The organism is Sphingomonas sp. HT-1, from assembly GCF_048568905.1.
In the GTDB taxonomy this organism is placed as follows: Bacteria; Pseudomonadota; Alphaproteobacteria; order Sphingomonadales; family Sphingomonadaceae; genus Sphingomonas.
Map to the genome: position 1 here is coordinate 2,742,865 of NZ_CP183770.1, position 21,890 is coordinate 2,764,754.

The 21,890-nt window shown below is 66.7% G+C and carries 15 protein-coding genes; 9 read left to right on the forward strand and 6 right to left on the reverse strand.

From position 1 onward, the window contains the following. Window positions 1–10: 10 nt before the first annotated feature. On the reverse strand, window positions 11–1,000 hold the full coding sequence (locus ACNFJ7_RS12755) for a cupin-like domain-containing protein (RefSeq protein WP_019369121.1): 990 nt from the start codon (window positions 998–1,000) through the stop codon (window positions 11–13). 7 nt (window positions 1,001–1,007) lie between these two features. Beyond that, the gene (locus tag ACNFJ7_RS12760) at window positions 1,008–1,685 is read right to left on the reverse strand and encodes a SapC family protein (protein ID WP_019369122.1); all 678 of its coding nucleotides are present in this window, start codon (window positions 1,683–1,685) and stop codon (window positions 1,008–1,010) included. A gap of 420 nt (window positions 1,686–2,105) precedes the next feature. Here ACNFJ7_RS12760 and ACNFJ7_RS12765 point away from each other — a divergent pair, with 420 nt between their 5' ends. The 5 genes from ACNFJ7_RS12765 to ACNFJ7_RS12785 all read left to right on the forward strand — a co-directional run bounded on the left by ACNFJ7_RS12765 (window position 2,106) and on the right by ACNFJ7_RS12785 (window position 11,225). Next, entirely contained in the window at window positions 2,106–4,940 is a 2,835-nt protein-coding gene (locus tag ACNFJ7_RS12765) for a TonB-dependent receptor (RefSeq protein WP_019369123.1), read from the forward strand. 68 nt (window positions 4,941–5,008) lie between these two features. Next, entirely contained in the window at window positions 5,009–6,550 is a 1,542-nt protein-coding gene (locus tag ACNFJ7_RS12770) for a tryptophan halogenase family protein (protein ID WP_026009071.1), read from the forward strand. Between the two features lie 22 nt (window positions 6,551–6,572). Continuing rightward, window positions 6,573–9,203: a glycoside hydrolase family 3 C-terminal domain-containing protein gene (locus tag ACNFJ7_RS12775; RefSeq protein WP_058805422.1), complete on the forward strand. Its 2,631-nt coding sequence runs from the start codon at window positions 6,573–6,575 to the stop codon at window positions 9,201–9,203. Between the two features lie 162 nt (window positions 9,204–9,365). Then, entirely contained in the window at window positions 9,366–10,304 is a 939-nt protein-coding gene (locus ACNFJ7_RS12780) for a DUF808 domain-containing protein (protein ID WP_019369126.1), read from the forward strand. A gap of 216 nt (window positions 10,305–10,520) precedes the next feature. After that, window positions 10,521–11,225 (forward strand): Crp/Fnr family transcriptional regulator, encoded by a 705-nt coding sequence (locus ACNFJ7_RS12785; protein ID WP_236704427.1) that lies wholly within the window; start codon window positions 10,521–10,523, stop codon window positions 11,223–11,225. Between the two features lie 11 nt (window positions 11,226–11,236). Here the strand turns inward: ACNFJ7_RS12785 and ACNFJ7_RS12790 are convergent, their stop codons facing one another. Further along, entirely contained in the window at window positions 11,237–13,174 is a 1,938-nt protein-coding gene (locus ACNFJ7_RS12790; protein ID WP_019369128.1) for an ATP-binding protein, read from the reverse strand. Window positions 13,175–13,492: 318 nt separating this feature from the next. Here ACNFJ7_RS12790 and ACNFJ7_RS12795 point away from each other — a divergent pair, with 318 nt between their 5' ends. The 4 genes from ACNFJ7_RS12795 to kdsA are packed head-to-tail and all read left to right on the forward strand — an operon-like array spanning window position 13,493 to window position 17,823. Continuing rightward, window positions 13,493–14,677, forward strand: a complete 1,185-nt coding sequence (locus ACNFJ7_RS12795; RefSeq protein ID WP_019369129.1) for a hypothetical protein — start codon at window positions 13,493–13,495, stop codon at window positions 14,675–14,677. Beyond that, a complete protein-coding gene (locus ACNFJ7_RS12800) occupies window positions 14,674–15,669 on the forward strand; it encodes a KpsF/GutQ family sugar-phosphate isomerase (RefSeq protein WP_019369130.1) in 996 nt (331 codons plus the stop codon). The genes ACNFJ7_RS12795 and ACNFJ7_RS12800 overlap by 4 nt, the downstream gene beginning before the upstream one ends. Next, window positions 15,662–16,990: a cytidylyltransferase domain-containing protein gene (locus tag ACNFJ7_RS12805; protein WP_019369131.1), complete on the forward strand. Its 1,329-nt coding sequence runs from the start codon at window positions 15,662–15,664 to the stop codon at window positions 16,988–16,990. The genes ACNFJ7_RS12800 and ACNFJ7_RS12805 overlap by 8 nt, the downstream gene beginning before the upstream one ends. 11 nt (window positions 16,991–17,001) lie before the next feature. After that, complete coding sequence (kdsA, locus tag ACNFJ7_RS12810) at window positions 17,002–17,823, forward strand: 3-deoxy-8-phosphooctulonate synthase (protein ID WP_026009074.1); 822 nt, start codon at window positions 17,002–17,004, stop codon at window positions 17,821–17,823. Window positions 17,824–17,828: 5 nt separating this feature from the next. On the opposite strand, the gene holA is transcribed toward kdsA, so the two are convergent. The 3 genes from holA to leuS are packed head-to-tail and all read right to left on the reverse strand — an operon-like array spanning window position 17,829 to window position 21,882. After that, window positions 17,829–18,851 (reverse strand): DNA polymerase III subunit delta, encoded by a 1,023-nt coding sequence (holA, locus tag ACNFJ7_RS12815; protein WP_019369133.1) that lies wholly within the window; start codon window positions 18,849–18,851, stop codon window positions 17,829–17,831. Beyond that, complete coding sequence (gene lptE / locus ACNFJ7_RS12820; RefSeq protein WP_026009075.1) at window positions 18,848–19,354, reverse strand: LPS assembly lipoprotein LptE; 507 nt, start codon at window positions 19,352–19,354, stop codon at window positions 18,848–18,850. The genes holA and lptE overlap by 4 nt, the downstream gene beginning before the upstream one ends. Then, a complete protein-coding gene (gene leuS / locus ACNFJ7_RS12825) occupies window positions 19,351–21,882 on the reverse strand; it encodes a leucine--tRNA ligase (protein WP_019369135.1) in 2,532 nt (843 codons plus the stop codon). The genes lptE and leuS overlap by 4 nt, the downstream gene beginning before the upstream one ends. Window positions 21,883–21,890: the final 8 nt, after the last annotated feature.

A 21,890-nucleotide genomic window follows, 5' to 3' on the forward strand; every position in this document is an offset into this window, starting at 1 on the left:
GGCGGCGCTCTCAGCCGCCACGCAGCGCCTGCATGACGAACGCACGGATCCGCCCCAGATTTTCGCGCGAGCTCGCGAGGATGCCGTGGCGTTCGGGTGGTAGGTGGGCGAGCGGGTGTCCGTCCAGGCGAAAGGCATAATGATCGAAATAGGCGCGCCAGGCGGCGCGTTCCGCGGCGGGGCGCTCGGCCAGCGTGGTCATCGCCAGCAGCATGGCGGTGTAGGGCGAGTCCGGGCCGGTCGCGAACCCGTCCCACCAATAGTTGAGCAGCAGATTGAACGGGGCGGTTCCCTCCACCGCATGCCACCATAATTTGGGCAGGTAGAGCGCATCGCCCGGCTCCAGCTCCACCGTCTGCGCCCGCGCCCGCGCCGCGGCGAAGCGCGGGTATCGCGGGTCGTTGTCGGGGGCCATCGCGGCAAGGCTCACCGGCTGGCCCGCCATCGTGTGGTCGATCGGCCCGACATACAGGTCCGCGATCGCGTCCGGCGGGTAGAGGGTGAATCGCCGCCTACCGGCCATCACGCAGGCCAGATTGTCAAATCGATCATAGTGGCATGCCACGAACGACGCATTGCCCACCCAAACCCCCGGCCTGACTCCCAAGGGCGCCAAGGGCAGCGGGTTCGCTTCGGCCAGGCCGGGCAGGTGCACCTCGGCAGGGAGCGAGCCCAGATACAGGGACTCTCCACCCGGCCCCGTCGCGGCAGCTCGGATCCGAGCCAGTGCAGCAGGCAGCGCCAGCGTCTCGCGGGCGAAGTTGAAGCCGTCCGCTCGATCGCCATAGCCGTAGCGACCGCCGATATCGGGCGGACCGACAAAGGCCTGTGCCGATGCGCCTGAATCGAAAGTGAGCAGATAGGGGATGAGCGTGTCGATCGAGCGAGCGGCTTCGTGCAGCGGCAGGTGGGCGCCCAGCCCGCGGAGCACCACCGGCTCGCACGCCAGCCGATGCGTATCGAATGCCGCCCGATCGGCGCCGTGAAGCGTGGCAATCATCGCGGCACTATGCGGCCAACTGCCGGTTGCGACGTGCGGCGAGAACCGGAATCTGCCGCAGCGAGCCCGCCATCGCATAGATGAGTGCTAGCTGGCCCGATCGGAACAAGCCCAGCGCCGTTGCATCGTCCAGCGCGTGCACGCCATCCAGGCTCACCGTGTACAACCCAGCCAGTTGCAGCGTGCGACCATCGTCGAACCGCAGCGACAGATCGATCGGTTCGACCAGCCCATGAGCAAGCAGCGCGTCAATGAAGAGGGTGCTGGCATCGGCACCGCGATGGAGTTGCGCCAGCACCTGTTGGATGCGGCGCAATGCGGGAGCGGGGGTGCCGTCGTCTCCAAAGAGCGGTTCCCCTTCTTCGGTACTGAACCGCGCCGCCCGAGCATCGATGGCAATCGATTCCCCGGCGATCAGAAAGCCGTCGCGTTCCAGCACCAGCGGCCAAAAGCCGGCATCGGGGCGCAGCTCGACCAGAGTCTCGCCCGGCTCGAATCCCAGGATCGCGCCGGTATAGAAGCGGCCGGTCTCAGCGTCCTTGGTCAATAGCACGGGGCAGCACGCCGCGGCGGCGGCGAATTCCTCGGGAACGATCGGGACGAAGTGCGGCAGCGGCTTCGCGCTGGGTCTCAGCCGCAGCCCGCGATGTTCGGCCGAATCGAGCAAAATCATATCCTCTGCCATCGCAGCCATCCTCTCGCGACTTCTTGCCGGGCCGGGACGGCACCGCTTGGCACCTTGCATATCCCTTCGCATGCACGCCGCCAATGCCCCGACTAAAGGGGACGACTACGCCGACAAATTTGATGTTGATAGCGCTAACGTAAGACGATACAGTCTCTATAGATTCGCAGAAGAACAATGAATCGGAGAGGATTGCTTGCCGCCTTTTTGCGGATGCGAAGGCGTATATCTTTTCTCCGACAGCATGAAGCGTGGCCAACGGCGCTGCGCCTGCGAATTGTGGCGTGCAACGACGCGTCAAGTTTCGAACCCAGAACTGTTGGAGGGGGTATGAACTTTCGGAACAACAACAATCATTTCGTTCCACGTCGGCGCGCACGTGCTTTGCGCTGGAGCCTGACGGGTGCGTCTAGTGCACTGGTGCTGGGTATTCTTGCGCCAGCCCACGCCCAAGAGGCGCAGGTCTCCACCACGCCAACCCAGGATGAAGAGATCATCGTCACCGGCATCCGGGGATCGCTGCAGCGCAACCTGGATGCCAAGCGCAACGCGCCGGGCGTGATCGAACAGATTTCCTCCGAGGATATCGGCAAATTTCCCGATTCCAACGTCGCGGCGTCGCTGCAACGCCTGCCGGGCATCTCGATCCAGCGCGACGGGCCCCGCGGCGAACCCAATGGCGTGACGATCCGCGGCTTTGGCGGAGACTTCAACGAAACGCTGGTCGACGGACGCCGCCTTTCCACCGCTACGGGCGGCCGCTCAATCGATTTCTCAACGGTCGGCTCGGACTTTGTCGGCGCGCTGACGGTCCTCAAGACGCCCGACGTGTCGCTCTCGTCGAGTTCGATCGGTGCGACGATCAACGTCGCCTATCCTAAGCCGTTCGATCGTTCGGGATTCCACTTTGCCGCCACCGCATCCGGATCGATCCAGGACGATGCCGGCAAGATCGTGCCCACCGGCGGCATCCTGCTCAGCAAGACCTTCGCCGAAGATACGTTCGGTGTGCTCGTCAACGCGATCTACACTCGCCACGATACCCAGACGAACAATGTCTTCGTCCGCGGCTGGCCGGGCGGCCGCTATGCGCCATGCCAGCTCGCCGGCACCACCGCGACGACCTGCAACCCGACCAGCGACGTCAACTCGGCCGCCTATGCGGTCGCAACCAATCGCCAGACGGTCGTTGGCTGGTTCGAACAGCAATATGGCGCGCAGCAGCTCTACACGCGCGACGAACGCGTCGATGGCCGCATCGCCCTGCAATGGCGCCCGTCGGACAATGTGCTGCTCACGCTCGACAACAACTATTCCGACCAGCGCATCAACACCGAAAGCTTCGGCTTCGGCATCTGGTTCAACCAGGGCAGCCTGCGCAACGTGAAGCTCGACGAGAACGGCACGACGGTCGATTTCACCCAGGCGGGATCGCAAACCGACTTCATCGCCGCGACCGACAGCAATCTGCGCCGCACCAATCAGACGGGCTTCAACGTCAAGTGGGACGTGTCCGATCGGCTGCAGGTGGAAGGCGATGCCAGCCTGTCGAACAGCTGGCTCAATCCGGACGATCGGATCAGCTCGCGCGGCGCCGATGTCGGCTATGGCTTCGGCATCGGGCCGTCGCTTGGCATTACGATCAGCGGCGACAGCAAGGACGTGATCCCCGAACTGAAGAACTATGGCGCGGGCGGCAGCACCAGCCGCTGGGCCGATCTGTCCGCAATCGGCAGCCACGTGACCGTCAACATCGCCAACAAGAATCGGGATACGATCAAGCAGGGCCGACTGGGGCTGAAGTGGGAGCAGGACGATCTGACCCTGCGCGTCGGCGGTTCGTATCTGGACGACAAGTTCGTCTTCCGCAGCGCCAACACCTTCGCCAACAATTTCTGGCAGGCCTATTCGGGCTATGGCCCGGCGTCGGGCACCAGCGGTGGCGTGGCGATCCCGGCGAGCCTGTTCAAGGGCACGGTAAGCACCGGCAACTTCCTGCCCGGCTATAGCGGCGCGCTGCCGCCGGTTCTGCTCAACTTCAACGCCATCGACTATCAGAACTTCCTGACCGGCTTGGGCAATCCGCAATCGAGGACGATCCCGGGCTATAATACCGGTTGCTGCGGCGGTACCTTCAACGGCCAGTTTGCGGTGGCGGACGATGTCGGCAGCACGCGCGACATCGGCGAGAAGACCTGGGCGCTCTATGTCTCGGCCAATTTCAAGGCCGATCTGTCGGGCATGCCCTTCTTCTTCAACGCCGGTCTTCGCCAGGAAGTGACGCATGTCAGTTCCACTGGCATCGGGCGGTTGCCGGTATCGATCACGCCCAGCACCACCGATCCGACGCTGTTGACGGTGGCGTTCGGCCAGCAACAGGCGATTACGACCAAGTCGGACTATGCCTATCTGCTGCCGTCGGTGGACATGCGGCTGGAAGTGACCGACGCTCTGCACCTGCGCTTTGACGCTTCGCGGACGCTCACCCGTCCGACGCTCAATCTGCTCACACCGGCCCTGAACATCGGCGTCGGCCAGCGGATCGGCGCGCTGACCGCCGATGGCGGCAACCCCGCGCTGCAACCCTATCTTGCCGACAATTTCGATGCGGCGGTGGAGTGGTATTATGCGCGGAATTCCTATGCGGCGGTGAACTTCTTCCTGAAGAACGTCAGCAACTTCATCGTCCAGGGCACCCAGCGGCAGACGATCAACGGCGTCGTCGATCCGTCGACCGGGCTGCCGGCGCAGTTCACCGTGTCGCAGCGGATCAACGGCCCCAAAGCCACCGTTCGCGGCGTCGAACTGGCGCTGCAGAACACGTTCGGCGACAGCGGCTTCGGCTTCATCGCCAACGCGACCTTCGTCGGCACCAACAAACCCTATGACCCGACCGATATCAGCCAGAGCGGCTTCGCGGTGACCGGCCTCGCCAACTCGGCCAACTTTGTCGGCTTCTACGACAAGAACGGCATCGAATTCCGCGCCGCCGCCAACTGGCGCGACAAATATCTGCTCCAGTTCGGGCAGCTCCAGAACACCAGCGCGTTCGGTGCCGAACCCACCTTCGTCAATTCGAGCCTGCAGATCGATCTGAGCGCGAGCTATCGGATCAACGATGCGATCAACCTGTTCGGCGAAATCCTGAACATCACCGACGAAGTGCAGAGCACGCATGGCCGGTTCTCCAACCAGCTGCTCGATGTCTACGCTTATGGTCGCCGGTTCACCGCAGGCGTGCGCTATCGCTTCTAAGTTCTCTTCCCACGACTGGGGATGCCGGTATCGTCCGGCATCCCTTCTTTTTGCACGGGTCGAAACGGGTGAAACGGGTTCGTAACATCGTCATCGTCGGGGGCGGCACCGCCGGTTGGCTTGCTGCGGGAGTCATTGCCGCCCGGCACCAGAGCCGGATGCCCGGCGGTTTCACCGTAACCCTGGTCGAATCGCCCAATACGCCGATCATCGGGGTGGGCGAGGGGACCTGGCCCACGCTTCGGACGACGCTCGCCAAGATCGGCGTCTCCGAAACCGACTTCTTCCGCGAGTGCGATGCCGCCTTCAAGCAGGGCGCGCTGTTCGCCCGCTGGACCACCGGCGCCGAGGACGACGCCTATTACCACCCGCTCATGCTGCCCCAGGGCTTCCACCAGCTGAGCCTGGTGCCGCACTGGATCGCCAACGCACAGGGTCGCAGCTTCTGCGACACGGTCACGCCGCAGGGCCGGATCTGCGACGCGGGGCTTGCCCCCAAGACGATCGCGACGCCCGAATATGACGGGCAGGCCAACTATGCCTACCACCTGGATGCCGGCAAGTTCGCGCCGTTCCTGACCCGCCACTGCACCACCAAGCTGGGCGTGCGCCACGTGCTCGCCGATGTCCGCTCGGTCGAGCAGGCCGAGAATGGCGATATCGTCGCGATCGACACCGAGCAGGCGGGGCGGATCGAAGGCGATCTGTTCGTCGACTGCACCGGCTTCCGCTCGCTGCTGCTCGGCCAGACGATGGGGGTGCCGTTCAAGGATTGCGGAGACGTACTGTTCTGCGACGCCGCGCTGGCCGCGCAGGTACCGTATCCGGAAGAGAACGCCCCGATCGCTACCCACACGCTGTCGACCGCGCAGGATTCCGGCTGGATTTGGGACATCGGCCTGCCGACCCGACGCGGCACCGGCTATGTCTATTCTACCCGCCACACCAGCGACGACCAGGCCGAGGCGACGCTGCGCGCCTATCTGGGGCCGGCCGGCGCCGACGCGAGCGTCCGCCGCATCCCGATCCGCTCGGGGCATCGCGAGATCTTCTGGAAGAACAATGTCGTCGCAGTCGGCCTTGCCGCCGGCTTTCTCGAGCCGCTGGAGGCCTCCGCGATCGTGCTGATCGAGCTCTCGGCCAAGCTGATCGCCGAACAGATGCCAGCGGTGCGCGAAGTGATGGACGTGGTGGCGAAGCGCTTCAACGCCACCACGCTCTATCGCTGGGGCCGGATCATCGACTTCCTCAAGCTGCACTATGTGCTCACGCAGCGCACCGATTCGGCCTTCTGGCGCGACAATCTGCTGCCCGAGACGATCCCGGAGCGGCTGCAGGAGCTGCTCACGCTGTGGCGCTACCAGCCGCCCTGGTTCCATGACGAGTTCGATCGGGTGGAGGAGGTGTTTCCGCCTGCCAGCTACCAATATGTCCTCTACGGCATGGGCTTCCGCAGCGAAGTCGAGCCGGAGTCCCTGTCGAGCGACCAGCGCCTCGCCGAGCGTGCGATGCGCGAGAATGCCGCGCAGACCGAACGGCTCTGCGCCGGCCTGCCGCGGCACCGCGACCTGATCCGCAAGATTCACAAACACGGGCTGCAATCGGTCTGACGACCGCAGAAGGGATTATCAGATGAACCGCACGATTCGCGCCGCCCTGCTGGCCGCTGTGCTCACGCCGCTGCCTGCGCTGGCGCAGACCGCAAGCGAGGCCGATGCGAAGGCGGCCGCCATCGTCGCGCAGCTCACGCCCGACGAGAAGATCGGCCAGTTGCTCAACGCCGCACCCGCGATCCCGCGTCTCGGCATCCCGCGCTACAACTGGTGGACCGAGTCGCTCCATGGGGCGCTCGGCACACTACCGACCACCAATTTCCCGGAGCCGATCGGCCTTGCCGCCAGCTTCGATGCGCCGCTCGTTCATGACGTCGCCGCTGCGATCAGCCGCGAGGTGCGCGGCCTTCACGCGCTTGCCCGCGAAACCGGAAGAATGGGGAGGATCGGCACCGGGCTCGACACTTGGTCGCCCAACATCAACATCTTCCGGGATCCGCGCTGGGGGCGCGGGCAGGAAACCTATGGGGAGGATCCGTTCCTCGCCGCGCGGATGGGTGTCGCCTTCGTGGCCGGCATGCAGGGGCCGAATCCGGACCTCCCCAATGTGATCGCCACGCCCAAGCATTATGCGGTGCATAGCGGGCCCGAATCGACGCGCCACGAAGCCAATGTGTTCGTCTCGCGCCACGATCTGGAGGATACCTATCTGCCGGCGTTCCGCGCCGCGATCGTCGAGGGCAAGGCGGGATCGGTGATGTGCGCTTATAACCGCATCGACGGCCAGCCCGCCTGCGCCAGCGACATGTTGCTGAAGGAGCATCTGCGCGGCGCCTGGGGCTTCAAGGGATTCGTCGTGTCCGATTGCGACGCGGTGAAGGATATCAGCGACAACCATCATTATGCTCCCGATGGTGCAGCGGCGGTAGCGGCGGCGATCCGCGCGGGCGTCGACAATGAATGCAACGGCGCCACGCTTACCGACACGGCGGGGCTGGGCGATCGCTACCGCGAAGCGCTGGCTCGGGGCCTGATCACGCAAGGCGACATCGATCGCACGCTGGTGCGGCTGTTCTCCGCCCGATTGCGTGTCGGCGATCTTCCGGGCATCCGCGCGGCGACGGGCAAGCGCAGCGATGTCGGCGCCCCGGCGCACCGCGCCCTGGCGCTCGATGCGGCCGAAAAGAGCCTGGTGCTGCTCAAGAATGATGGCCTGTTGCCGCTGAAACGCGGCAGCCGCATTGCCGTGATCGGCCCGCTTGGCGATGCCACGCGCGTGCTGCGCGGCAATTACTCTTCGCCGCAGTCGGGCGAGCCGATCTCGGTGGTGGAAGGGCTGCGTCGCGCCTTCCCGCGCGCCAATGTCCGCTACGCACCCTTCGGTGCCTCGGTCACCGATGGCGACCCGGTGCCCGGATCGGCGCTGCGCACGCCGGACGGCAAGCCTGGACTTCTCGCCCGCTACTTCAACCCGGTGACGCCGCCGCCTGCGGAGTTCGCCCCCGGCACCTTCCGCGACATCACCGCCAAGATGCAGTTCGCCGACACGCCGGTGGTGACTCGCGTCGAGGCCGATGTCTCCGCCCGCAGCCTCGATCTGCCGACCGTCTCCGAGCATCACCGCACGATCTGGACCGGCTTCCTCGTGCCGCCCGAGACCGGCACCTACCGCCTGGGCCTGACCGGCTTTGGCGGCGCGATGACCTTCGAGGGCAAGCCCTTTGTCGACCTCACCAAATCCGGTTGGGGCAGCCTGCCGACGATGCGCGAGGTGCGGCTGGTCAAGGGCAAGCGCTACCCGATCGAGGTGCGAACCGACGAGCATGTCCTCTCCGGCATCGACCTCGTCTGGAAGCGCATTGTCGCCGATCCGATGGCGGAGATGAAGGCGGCCGCCGCAAGGGCCGATGTGCTCGTGGCGGTGGTCGGCATCACGTCCGATCTAGAGGCCGAGGAGTCCCCGGTGCAGATCCCCGGCTTCAAGGGGGGCGACAAGACCAGCCTCGATCTGTTGCCGGATCAGCAGGCGCTGCTGGAAGCGGCCAGGGCAACCGGCAAGCCGCTCGTCGTGGTGGCGATGAACGGCAGCCCGATCAACCTCAGCTGGGCCAAGGACCATGCCGCCGCGATTCTGGAGGCCTGGTATCCGGGCGAAGTGGGCGGCACCGCGATCGCCAATGTGCTGTCGGGCAAGACCAGCCCCTCGGGCCGCCTGCCGCTAACCTTCTATCGCAGCGTCGACGATCTGCCGCCCTTCGGCGATTACAGCATGCAGGGGCGTACCTATCGCTATTTCACCGGTACGCCGGTCTATCCGTTCGGCCACGGCCTCAGCTACACCCGCTTCGCCTATGCCGCGCCGCTGGTGGAGAAGGACGGGGCAGGGGTGACGATCACGGCGGAGGTGCGCAATAGCGGCGCCCGCGCAGGCGACGAAGTGGCGCAGCTCTATCTCGACTTCCCCGAGGATCCGGGTGCTCCGCGGCTGGCGCTGCGCGGCTTCCAGCGCGTGTCGCTGAAGCCGGGGGAGGCGCGGCAACTGCGCTTCGCCCTCGCCCCGCGCGATCTGAGCGCCGTGACGGTGGAGGGGCAGCATCGGGTGCTGGCGGGCCGTTACCGCGTGACCGTCGGCGGCGGGCAACCGGGCACCGGTGCGCCAAGCGCGTCGGCGGACTTCACGATCGAGGAACCGGTCGACCTGCCCGATTGATCGCGCCGTGATGGGGCGCCGAAGGGGCCGCCCCACACCCCAACGCTTCATTTCCGCGAAGGCGGGGAGTCTATCGGCGCTGAAGCCGATGGGATCTGACATAGCCCCCGTGCATTTCCGCTGCATCTCGGCTAGCCCAGCCGAAACACGAGGGGGATTTGCATGGCGGGTGGCCTGGTCGCATTGCTGGACGATATCGCGGCGCTGGCGAAGCTGGCGGCGGCGTCGCTGGACGACGTTGGCGCGGCGGCGGGCCGCGCTGGGGTGAAGGCTGCCGGCGTGGTGATCGACGACACCGCGGTCACGCCGCGCTATGTCGTCGCGCTGCCGCCCGAGCGCGAACTGCCGATCATCGGCAAGATCGCGCTTGGATCGATCGCCAACAAGCTGCTGGTGATCCTGCCGCTGGCACTGCTGCTCAGTGCGTTCGCACCCTGGGCATTGACGCCGATCCTGATGCTGGGCGGCGCCTATCTCTGTTTCGAAGCGACCGAGAAGGTCATCGAAGCGGTGCGCGGCGAGCATCATGCCGAGGAAGTTGCCGAGATCACCGATCCCAAGGCGCTGGAAAAGCGCCAGGTGCTGGGCGCCATCCGCACCGACCTGATTTTGTCGGCCGAAATCATGGTGATCGCGCTGTCGCAGCTGCCGGCGGACATGTCGTTCGCGACGCGCGCCGGCGCGCTCGTGCTTGTGGCGCTGGCGATCACGGTGGGGGTCTATGGCGTGGTCGCGCTGATCGTGAAGATGGACGATATCGGGCTGCACCTTAGCCGCGCCGGCAGCGGTGGCGGCACCGCCGCGTTCGGGCGCGGGCTGGTCACGGCGATGCCGGTGCTGCTCTCCGCGCTGTCGCACATCGGGGTGGCGGCGATGATCTGGGTGGGCGGCGGCATCCTGCTGCATGGACTGGAGGAATTCGGATTCGGCGCGCTCCCGCACATGCTGCATCATTGGTCCGAAGCAACGGGCGCCGCGACCGGCGCGCTGGGCGCTGTCGTCGCCTGGCTCGTCTATGCGCTTGGCTCGGCCGTGGCCGGGCTGGTGGTGGGCGGCGTTATTGTCGCTCTGCTCCACGTGATTCCGCGCAAGGGGCATTGACGACCGGTTCGGCAGAAAGCCTAGCCTTCATAAAGTGTTAGATATTAGCTACGTTGTCCGGGCGATTGCCAGCCGAAGCGCCCGCCGCTAATCGTCGCTGTGGGGAAGGCCGACATGCAACGGCCACGCCTTTCAGGCAAAGTGTGGACGGCGAACGGGCCGTCTCATCGGGGAGCATCGGGCTTGCAGGAATTTCCGTTAACGCGGTTCGATGATTTGGTAACGCTATCACCTGCAGAAGCGGAGGTGCTGCGCAGCCTGGGGAAAGACGCCGTCCTGTATCGCCGCAACGCCGTGATCCGGCGGGATCGCGAACCGGTGGGCGCGATCTACATGCTGCTCGAGGGCTGGGCGAGTTCCGCCATCCGCCTGCCCAACGGCCAGCGCCAGATCATCAAGGTCCATATCCCAGGTGACATGATGGGCACGCCCAGCATGGCGCTGGAAACCGCGGCCGACACGCTGACCGCGATCACCGAATGCCGTGTCTCGGCAGTCCCGTTGACGCGGCTTCGCGAGCTGCTCGTCGCCTATCCCCGATTGGGCGGGGTGCTGTTCCTGTTCGTGCAGATCGAGCGGATCGCGCTGATGGATATCGTGGCGTCGATGGGCAAATCCTCGGCACGAGAGCGGCTGGTGCGGTTGCTGCTCGATTTGCACGATCGCTTGAGCACGATCGGCGTAGTGGCGGATGGGACATTCGATCTGCCGTTGACGCAGGAGCAGATCGGCGACGTGCTGGGGCTCACTTCGGTGCATGTGAACCGGACGATGCGGCTGCTGGAGCGCGAAGGTCTGGTCGTACGCGAAGGCCACCGCATCGTGCTGTGCGATCTGGCGGCGTTGCGCCAGATTTCCCCGCTGCCGCCGCGCCGCCTTCGCGCCGATCCGCCGTGGTTGCCGCAGCCGGGCGAGCTCTGATCGGATCGGCCTCAGCCGAGCAACGCATCCACCGCGTGAAGCAATTCGCGCTCGCGAAATGGCTTGCGCAGCTGCGGCACGCCGGCCGGCAGATCCTCGGTCGAATCCATATAGCCGGTGAGCACCAGGAAGGGCTGACGCAGCCCCGCGGCGCGGGCGCGGGTGATGAATGCGCCCCCCGTGCCGCCGGGCATCATATAATCGGTGATCACCACGCCGATCGCCGCATCCTGCAGCAGCGCTGCCATGCCCTGGACCAGCGAATCGGCTTCTGCAACGGCGTGGCCATGGGTCCGCAGCACTTCGGCCGCCGCCTCGCGCACCGCGGGATCGTCGTCGACCAGCAGGATCCGCGTAGTCCGCGTCGGTCGGGCCTGTTGGATGCGGGTTTCGGCGACTGCATCGGCCGTTGCCGGTAGCACCAGCGTCACCGTCGTTCCCTCGCCCGGCGCGCTTTCGATCAGCAGCCGGCCGGCCGACTGTTCGGCGAAGCCGTGGACCATCGACAGGCCCAGCCCGGTGCCGCGATCGCTCGCTTTGGTGGTGAAGAACGGCTCGACCGCACGCCGCAGCGTCACCGCGTCCATCCCGCAGCCGTCGTCCGCTACGGCGATGGCCAGATAGTCGCCGCGTGGCAGCCCGCGCGCCTCGTCGCGCCGCGCCGCGCGGGCTTGGATCGCGATGCGGCCGCCCGGGCGATCGCCCGCCTGAATCGCATCGCGTGCATTGATCACCAGGTTCAGGATCGCCAGTTCGAGTTGATGCCGATCTGCGGAAATCGGCGGCAGCGGCGGGACGGCGGCGATCGTGCAGCCGATCGACGGGCCCACCGATCGCTGCAGCAATTCGTGCAGCTCGTGCAGCATCGCCGGCACGTCGATTGCTTCCGGGGTCAGGGCCTGCCGCCGCGAATAGGCGAGCAGCCGCGCCACCAGCCCGCGTGCCCGCTCCGCGCTTTGCGTCGCGCTGTCGATATAGCGCATCGCCTTCGCATCCTCGGCGCAGCGGCCGCGCAGCAGGTCCAGTCCGCCGAGCACGGGCGTCAGCAGATTGTTCAGGTCGTGCGCCACGCCGCCGGTCAGGCGACCCAGCGCCTCCAGCCGCTGCGCCTGCACCGCCGCCGCTTCGCGCTGGCGAAACCGGCGCAGTTCGCGCGCCAGCAGCAGCGCGAGCGCCGCGAACAGCAGCAGTGCGACAATGCCGCCGGCAATCAGCACCATCCGCGCCTGCCGCGTCAGCGCCGCAAAGGTGCCGCCGGGTACTTCCACCCGCACTTCGCCGCCGCCCAGCTCGGGTACGCGGGTACGCACGGCATGGACGGGGCCCGCCGGCGCCTTGCCCGCCTGGGCGACAAGGGTGCCGCGACGATCGAATAGCCGCACCCGCCAGCTGGGCGGCACATCCTCGTTCACCAGCAGTGGCCGCATTGCCTCGACGCGGAGCACTGCAGATACGACATAGCGGACGCCCGAAGCCCGGGCTGCCGGCGCACGAATGGCGAAGGCCTTTCCGCCGCCCGGGCCCGCCGCGACGATGCCCACCTGCGGCTGGCCGGTGCGCACCGCCGCCGCCAGGCTTTCCGGCTCGACGACCTTGCCCAGCCGCCCGCCGATCGGCTCGGGCAGGTCCAGCACGCGATTGCCACCCGCATCTGCGACGCTGATCCGGGACCAGTTGGGGTGATCCTCCATCAGCCGCATGCCCAATCGCGTAAAGCGATCCAGGTCCAAAGGCCTATCGAGGGTCGGTGATCGCCCGATCATCTTCACCGCGTCCAGGTTGGCGGCGATTTCGCGCCCCACCAGCCGGGCGGTGGATCGGCTGGCGATCACGGCCTGGCGATCCAGCGCGTTCCGCTGTTCGCGCAACGAGACCGCCGTATAGACGGCCCCCAGCAAGACGATCGGCAACAGCCCGGTCAGGCCCATCAGGATCAGCGAACGTTGCACGCAGAACGGCCCCTATTGCCGTGGCCGTGTTTGGCCATCTTTTGCAACAGACGAGTACTTCCGTCTGAAAGTCAAATGCATCGCTTGGAAGGTAGCGGCGCTTCGGGGTGGAGGTGCTGCGGTCGTCGCGCTTCGGTGGTGCCGAAAGCGGCACTAGGCAAGTTTTTCCTATCGTCGTCGGCCAGCCGGTGCGTGCTGTTCCTATAAGGTACGGGTGGGCGCCGAAAATGTGCCTTCACCGCGCAACGGAGTAGGCATGGCGGAGCAGATCCAACGTACCGGCGGCAAGCCGACATCGACGCGGGCGGGCGCCCGCGCGTGAGGATTCTCTTCTATCTGCCCGTCGTCACGCCCTGGTGGTTCGAACATATCGTCGAGCCGCTCCTCCGGCGCGTCGCCAGCGTCGCGGAGGTGCATGTTCTCGCGCCCGCTCCCTGGCGCAACACCGGCCTGGGCGAGGACGAACTGCGCCGCTGCACCGATCTGCCATCGGTGCAATGGGCGATCGTCGATGGCGAGGATCACCCGACCCTGCGTACCGTTCCCGCCGACCGCGACGGGCTGATTGCCTATGTTCGCGGGTTGGCGCCCGATCTTGTACTGTGCCGCACCGCCGACTTCGATACGCCGCGCGCTTTCCCGGGCGTGGTGCGCTACATCATGGAAGCGGTGACGACGCCGTTCGATCTCGTCTCGGCAGCCAACACCGTCCATTTCACCGACAGCCCGTTCGTCAATGGCGCGATGCCGGAGTTGGCCCCCGGCGATGCGGCCCGGCTGGAGGCGCTGTTCGCGCCGGCCTGGGCCGACATGCAGGCTTATTGGCAGGCCGCCTGTCTCGATCGCGTGGACGTGTACCGCACGCTGGGCTTGCACGAGGGTCGCCCCACGCTGCTGCTTCCGCTCGAATATGAGCATGAGGAGAATTTCTACCTCCAGCACCGCCCCGGCGGCGCAAGCAATCGCGATCTTGTTGCGCAGGCGGCGGCCGCGGTGAAGGGCCGCGCCACGCTTCTCGTAACCGATCATCCGCTCAACGCGCTGCATGTCGAGCGCGACGCGTTCCTCGATTACGTCCTTGCGCTGGACGATGTCGTCTATGTCGAAGATCCGATCTTCGATGTATCGCCCACCACCGCGCTGGCGCGGCATGTCGATGGCGTGCTGCTCCACGATTCGAAGAGCTTCGCGCTGGCGGCGGCATTCGGCCGGCCGATGCTGCGCCATTCGCGTTTCGCCAGCGCCGACTGGCTGCGCGATCGAGGCGACCTGGCGGCGTTCGTGAAGGCGGTGGCAACCGGGAAGGCCGCTCGGGCAGAGGACGCGGCTGCCCGCCGCTGGTTCGCCTACCACCTCGCGAACGAAGCCTTTTATCCCACCGATCCGGCGCTTACCGGCGCGACGGTCATCGATCGGGCGCTCCGTCCGGTCGATCCCGGCCGCTGGGATGCGGCGATCGCTCGCATCAACGTGCGCAACCCCGCGCTGGAGGTGGCGGCATGAAGCTCGGTGCCGTTGCGCGCACGCGGGAGGCCGCCTCGCCGGCGCTCGCCTGGGCCGGCGAGGTGATCGCCGCCGAACGCCGCGCGCTCGAGGCGTTCGAAGCGGTGCTGCCGCCGTCGCTCGGCGACGCTGTGGCGGTGATTGCCGGCCATGCCAGCCCGCTGACGTGCCTCGGCATGGGCAAGTCGGGCCTGATCGCCGCCAAGGTCGCTGCCACCTTTTCCAGCCTGGGCACGCCCGCCTTCGCGCTCAACGCCGGCGAGGCCGCGCATGGTGATCTCGGCGCGGTGCAGGACGGCAATGTCGTGCTGCTCTTCTCGAACAGCGGCACCACCGATGAGATTCTGCGCATCCTGCCGCTGCTCAAGGCGCGGGCATGCGTGCTGATCGGTGTGGTCGGCAGGCCCGACTCGCCGCTCGGCCGCGCGGTCGATATCCTCATTCCCGCGGTGATCGCAGGCGAGGCCGATCATATCGGCATGGCGCCCACCGCCAGCACGACGCTGCAACTCGCGATCGGCGATGCGTTGGCGGTGGCGGTCAGCCAGACACGCGGCTTCACTCGCATGGATTTCCTGCGCCATCATCCCGCCGGCCTGCTCGGCCGCCAGTCGATTCCGGTGCGCACGCTAATGCGCGTTGGGGACGATCTGCCGACCGTGCTGCCCGATGCGCCGGTGGCCGATCTGCTCGCCGTCATGTCGATGCGGCGGATGGGTGCTGCCTGCGTCGTCGATCGGGACGGCCTGCTGCTCGGCCTGGTGGTCGACGGCGATGTCCGCCGCCACTTTCAGTCGCGCCGCGACGTGTACGATACGCCCGCCGCTACGCTGATGCAGCCGCATCCGCAGGTGATCGATATCGCCGCCACGCTCGGCGATGCGATGCTGATGCTGCGCGAGCGCGAAGGGGGATTTCTGGTGCTGCCCGTGGTCGACGGTGAGGGACGTCTGCACGGCATGGTCCATGCCAAGGATATGTTGAATGGCTAAGCCTCTGAAGATCGTCGCCTTCGTGCCTGCCAAGGGCAGCAGTGAGCGGGTGGCGGACAAGAACACCCGCATTCTGGATGGCGAACACTTGTTCAAGCGCAAGCTTGTTCAGGCGCTCGACTGCACGGCGATCACCGAAGTGTGCCTGGACACCGAAAGCGCGGGCATCGCAGCGCTTGCGGACGACCTGCCGGTCACCTGGCTGCAACGCCCCGCCGAGCTGGCCAGCAACGCCACCGACGGGCATGCCATGTTCGCCTGGGAATGTTCGCAGCGCCCCGATGCGGATATCTGGATCCAGCTGCTCTGCACCGCGCCGTTCGTCACCGCCGAGACGATCGGCCGCGCGATCGAACGCCTGCTTGCCGATCCGGAGGCGGACAGCCTCGTCGCGGTCACGCGCGCCAAGCAATATTGCTGGACCGGGCAGGGCCCCGCCTATGGCACCGGCCGCATTCCCAACAGTGTCGAGCTGCCGGAAACGATCGTGGAGGCGATGAGCCTCTACATCGTCCGCCGCACCGGCGAGGGCGCCGCCACGCGCCGCTTCGGCACCCGGCCGATCCTGTTCGATCTCGATCCGATCGAACAGATCGACATCAACCACCATCATGATCTGGTGATCGCAGAGACGGTCGCCGCAGGCTATCGCCAGGCGGAGGTGACGCGCTTCCGCGCGATGCTGCCGCACCTCTCTTCGCCGGTATTGTCGGATATCCTCAAGGAGCGCGGCCACCGCGTCGTCCTGCCCAAGGCGCTGCGCCCGACCAGCGGCGGCAAGTTCCTCGGTCGCGCCAAGACTGTCCAGCTCGGCGCGCTGCCGGAGCGGCCGGATCGCTCGCCCGATGGGCCGTGGAACGGCATCTATGGCGCGCTGCAATCCTATCGCTTCGTGCGGCCGGGCGACGTCATCATGGTCGCCACCGATCTGCCCGAATATGCCTATTTCGGCGATCTCAACGCCAATCTCGCGATCCGCTCGGGCGCGGTCGGCGCGGTGATCGACGGGGCGACACGCGATACCGCCGATGTGCGCACGCTGGGGCTGCCCGTCTATGCCCGCGGCCAGACCTGCGACGACATCAAGTACGAAGGCACGCTGAAGGCAATGAACCGCCCGATTGTTATGGGCGACGTCACCATCGCCAACGGCGATGTGGTATTTGCCGATGCGGATGGGATAGTGGCGGTCCCGCGGGCGCTGTGGCCCGAGATCGAGGAAGCCGCCTGGAACGTGCTGTCGAACGAGGCACGCATCCGGATGCAGGCGGCGCGCGGTCGCGACGTGGATGCGATCCTCGCCGAATGCGGGGCGTTTTGAAGGATTTGAAGATGAAGACGGTCAAGGTCGGTGCTCTTGAAATCGCCAACGACAAGCCGGTCGTGCTTGTCGCAGGCCCCTGTGCGATGGAAAGCCGCGAACACGCCTTCGAAATGGCCGAGGCGCTGACCGATCTCTGCGCCGATCTCGGCATCGGCTTCATCTACAAGAGCTCGTTCGACAAGGGGAACCGCACCTCGATCGACGCGCCGCGCGGCATCGGCATGAGCGCGGCGCTCCAGGTCTTCGCCGATCTGAAGGCGAAGTTCGGCTGCCCGGTGCTGACCGACGTGCACGATGCCGGCCAGTGCGCGCCGGTTGCGGAAGCAGTCGACGTGCTCCAGATCCCCGCCTTTCTCTGCCGCCAGACCGACCTGCTCGTCGCCGCCGCCCAGACCGGCCGTGCGATCAACGTCAAGAAGGGCCAGTTCCTCGCGCCCTGGGACATGAAGAACGTCGCGAAGAAGCTCGCGTCCTCGGGCAACGAGAACATCATCCTGTGCGAGCGCGGCGCCAGTTTCGGCTACAACACGCTGGTCAGTGACATGCGCGCGCTGCCGATCATGGCGCAGACCGGCTATCCGGTGATGTTCGATGCCACCCATTCGGTGCAGCAGCCGGGCGGGCAGGGCACCAGTTCGGGTGGTCAGCGCGAATTCGTACCGGCGCTCGCCCGCGCTGCTGTCGCCGTGGGCGTCGCGGCGGTGTTCATCGAAACCCATGAAAAGCCGGACACCGCGCCCAGCGACGGCCCGAACATGGTGCCGCTCGCGGAAATGCCGGCGTTGCTTGCCCGGCTGAAGGCGTTCGACGCCCTCGCCAAGGCGGGCTGAGGCCCCTAGCCCTTCGCCCGTGCCGCGGCGCGGGCGATGGCGACGCATTCCACTTCGGCCAGCAATTCCCCGGCACTGCCGCTGCGCATCATCGCACGCTCGGCCAGCCTGACCCGTTCGATCGCCCGCGCGATCTGGGGGGCGGACCAGCGGCGGAGCGCGCGGCCGGTGGCGGGGCGTTCCTTGAAGAACACGCGGTGGCGCTCCATCGCGTCGTCGACGCTGGCGCCCTGGTCCATCTCGGCGCGCAACTCGGCCAGCGTCATCAATCGGCGGACCAGCTGCCGCATCAGCGGGATCGCCGATCCGCCGCTTTCGCCCATCTTGGCCAGTTCCTCGCCGACTTCCGCCACGCGTCCGTCGAGCACCGCCTCGATCGCCCCGAACAGCTCGCCTTCGCCCAGATCGGCGCCGATCGCGTCCAGCGCCGTACCGTCGGCGTCGCGCGGATGTTCGGGATCGGCGTCGAGAAACAGCGCCAGCTTCTCGATCTCGCGCGTCAGGATTGCGCGGTCGCCATTGGCGGCGCTCGCCATCCGATGCGGCACGTCGCCGGTCAGGCGCAGCCCGTGCTCGCGCGCAATCGTGCCCGCCAGCTGCGCCGCGCCCGCGCCTTCGGGAACATAGCAGGCGAAGGCCATGGCGCTGGGCGCGGCGATCGCCGCCTTCACCAGCTTGCCGCTGGTCTTCAGGTTCGGGCCGATCGCCACCACCGGATTGCCCGCGCGCTCGGCGCCGAGCAGCAGCGCCACTGCTTCGGCCGCGCCTTCCTCGATACCCTGCACGCGAATGTACCGCGCACCGCCGAACAGCGAGAGTGACGCAGCTTCGTCGGCGAGTAGCCCGGGCTGGTCGCGCAGCGCCTTCATGTCGATGTCGATTCGCTCCGCCTCCGGGCCCAGCGCCTTGCCGAGCCGCGCCGCCAGATCGGCCGCGCCGGCCTCGTCAGGGCCATGGAGCAGGTACAGCCGGATGTCCGGCTTTGGCGCCTCTACCGCCGCGCGGATTTGGCCCGCATTGGCCTTCATTGCGCCGGCGGGGTGCCGCCATTGCGCACATAGCGGGCGATGCGCGCTACGATCTGGTCTGCGACGATGCCGGAAAGCCGCTCCAGCGCACTCTTCTCGGCTGCGATCGTCGCATATTCGGATCCGACCACGTCGATGCCGGCATCCGATCCGGCGGTGGCGTCGAGCACCACCTGGCCGTTCCGCACGTCGATCAACTGGTAGCGCGCGCGCAGCGTCCGCCGCTCGCGCGACACCGAATCGTCGCGCCGCACGCCCAGCCCGATGATCCGGTCGTCGAGCCGCACTTCAAGGCGATAGGCTGCGGCGGTGCCGCGATTATCCAGCCGGTCCTTCAGCGCGTTCGTCACCAGCCAGCCGGACTGGCCCTCGATCGGGGCGACTTCCACTGCCGCCAGCGTCGAGGCGACCGTGCCTCCGCTGCCCCCCTGGTACATCGGATGCAGCCCGCACGCGGAGAGCGCCAGGGCAAGGGGAGCGAGCAGGGCAGGGGCCTTTGTCATGCGACGATGTTCACCAATCGATCGGGCACCACGATGATCTTGCGCGGCGCGTTGCCTTCGAGCAGCCGAACGATCTTGTCCGACGCAAGTGCCGCGGCCTCGACGACGTCCTTGGCGGCGCCCTTCGGCATGACCAGCGTGTCGCGCAGCTTGCCGTTGACCTGCACCGCGATCGTCACTTCGTCGTCGATCAGCAGCGCCGGATCGACCGCCGGCCATTCGGCGTCGGCGATCATGCCGGTCTCGCCCATCGCGGCCCAGGCCTCTTCGGCGATGTGCGGGACCATCGGCGCAACGATGCGGACCAGCGTGCGGATCGCGGCGGTGCGCGAGGCGGAGGGCTTGGCCTTCTCGATCGCCGCGGTCAGCTCGTAGAGCTTGGCGACGGCCTTGTTGAAGGTCAGCGCCTCGATGTCCTCGGCGACACCGGCGATGGTGCGGTGGAGCTTGCGGTCGAGATCCTTGTCCTCGCCCTCAGCGGCTTCCAGGCCGTCGAACAGGCGCCACAAGCGGTTGACGAAGCGCCAGGCGCCTTCGATGCCGCTCTCGCTCCACTCCAGGTCGCGCTCGGGCGGGCTGTCGGAGAGCACGAACCAGCGGGTCGCGTCGGCGCCATACTGGTCGACGATCTCGGTCGGATCGACGGTGTTCTTCTTCGACTTCGACATCTTCTCGACGCGGCCGACGATGACCTCGGCGCCGGTGTCGGTCAGATAGGCCGATCCGTCGGCGCGGAATGAGACCTGGGACGGCTCGAAATAGACCTTCCGCTCCAGCCCCTCATGCTCTTCGAGCTGATAATAGCTGGCGTGGGTGACCATGCCCTGGGTGAACAGTCCCGCGAACGGCTCGGCCACGTCGATGCGGCCGATATGGCGCAGCGCGCGGGTGAAGAAGCGCGCGTAGAGCAGGTGCAGGATCGCATGCTCGACGCCACCGATATACTGGCCGACCGGCAGCCACTGCTCTGCCACCGCCTTGTCGAAAGGCTGGTCGCTCGGCTGGCTGGCGAAACGCAGGAAATACCAGCTCGAATCGACGAAGGTGTCGAGCGTGTCGGTCTCGCGCCGCGCGGGCTTGCCGCATTTCGGGCAATCGACATGCTTCCACGTCGCGTGGCGGTCGAGCGGGTTGCCGGGGACGTCGAACGACACGTCTTCGGGCAGCGTGACCGGCAGCTGTTCCTTCGGCACGCCGACGGGGCCGCAATCCTCGCAATGGATGATCGGGATCGGGGTGCCCCAATAGCGCTGGCGGCTGACGCCCCAGTCGCGCAGGCGCCACACGGTGCTGCCGGTGCCCCAATTGCCTTCCTCGGCGCGGCGGATCACTTCGCGCTTGGCATCGACCACGTCGAGACCGTCGAGGAAGTGCGAGTTCACCAGCGTGCCGGGGCCGGTATAGGCCTCGGTGCCGTCGAACGCAGGCGCGGTCTTGTCGCCTTCGGAGACGACGCGACGGATCGGCAGCGCGTACTTGGTCGCGAATTCGAAGTCGCGCTGATCATGCGCCGGCACGCCGAACACCGCGCCGGTGCCATAGTCCATCAGCACGAAGTTCGCGATATAGACCGGCACCTGCCAGCTCGCGTCGAACGGATGCTGCGCGGTGAGCCCGGTGTTCCAGCCGAGTTTTTCCTGCGTCTCCAGCTCGGCCGCGGTGGTGCCGCCCTGCTTGCAGCGCTCGATGAACGCCTGCACTTGCGGGTCGCCCGCGGCGAGCGCTTGCGCGATCGGGTGGTCCGCCGCGATCGCGACGAAGCTCGCGCCGAAGATCGTGTCCGGCCGCGTGGTGTAGACGGTCAGCCCTTCGCCGTTGGACAGGCTCCAGGTGAACTGCAGGCCTTCCGACTTGCCGATCCAGTTTTCCTGCATCAGCTTCACCTTGTCCGGCCAATGCTCGAGGCCCTTCAGCCCTTCGAGCAGGTCGTCGGCGAAATCGGTGATCTTGAGGAACCACTGGTTGAGCTTGCGCCGCTCGACCAGCGCGCCCGAGCGCCAGCCGCGCCCGTCGATCACCTGCTCGTTGGCGAGCACGGTCATGTCGACCGGGTCCCAGTTGACCGCGCTTTCCTTGCGATAGACCAGCCCGGCTTCGTACAGGTCGAGGAACAGCGCCTGTTCCTGGCCGTAATAGTCGGGCTCGCAGGTGGCGATCTCGCGCGTCCAGTCGAGCGCGAAGCCGAGGCGCTTGAGCTGCGCCTTCATCGTCGCGATGTTCTGGCGGGTCCAGGCGCCGGGATGGACCTTCTTTTCCATCGCGGCATTTTCGGCGGGCATGCCGAAGGCGTCCCAGCCCATCGGATGGAGCACTTCCATGCCCTTCATCCGGCGGAAGCGCGCCAGCACGTCGCCCATCGTGTAGTTGCGCACATGGCCCATATGGATGCGCCCCGAGGGATAGGGGAACATCTCGAGCACATAGGACTTCGGCTTGGGCGAATCGTCGCGGGCGGCGAAGGTGCGGTTTTCCTCCCACGCCTTCTGCCACGCCGCGTCCGCCTTCAAGGGATTGAAGCGAGACGCCATGATGGGAT

Bases quoted from the DNA above. Each gene is read 5' to 3' on its own strand.
- ACNFJ7_RS12755 (WP_019369121.1), bottom strand. From the start codon at position 1,000: ATGATTGCCACGCTTCACGGCGCCGATCGGGCGGCATTCGATACGCAT.
- ACNFJ7_RS12760 (WP_019369122.1), bottom strand. From the start codon at position 1,685: ATGGCAGAGGATATGATTTTGCTCGATTCGGCCGAACATCGCGGGCTG.
- ACNFJ7_RS12775 (WP_058805422.1), top strand. From the start codon at position 6,573: ATGAACCGCACGATTCGCGCCGCCCTGCTGGCCGCTGTGCTCACGCCG.
- ACNFJ7_RS12780 (WP_019369126.1), top strand. From the start codon at position 9,366: ATGGCGGGTGGCCTGGTCGCATTGCTGGACGATATCGCGGCGCTGGCG.
- ACNFJ7_RS12800 (WP_019369130.1), top strand. From the start codon at position 14,674: ATGAAGCTCGGTGCCGTTGCGCGCACGCGGGAGGCCGCCTCGCCGGCG.
- ACNFJ7_RS12805 (WP_019369131.1), top strand. From the start codon at position 15,662: ATGGCTAAGCCTCTGAAGATCGTCGCCTTCGTGCCTGCCAAGGGCAGC.
- kdsA (WP_026009074.1), top strand. From the start codon at position 17,002: ATGAAGACGGTCAAGGTCGGTGCTCTTGAAATCGCCAACGACAAGCCG.
- holA (WP_019369133.1), bottom strand. From the start codon at position 18,851: ATGAAGGCCAATGCGGGCCAAATCCGCGCGGCGGTAGAGGCGCCAAAG.
- lptE (WP_026009075.1), bottom strand. From the start codon at position 19,354: ATGACAAAGGCCCCTGCCCTGCTCGCTCCCCTTGCCCTGGCGCTCTCC.
- leuS (WP_019369135.1), bottom strand. From the start codon at position 21,882: ATGGCGTCTCGCTTCAATCCCTTGAAGGCGGACGCGGCGTGGCAGAAG.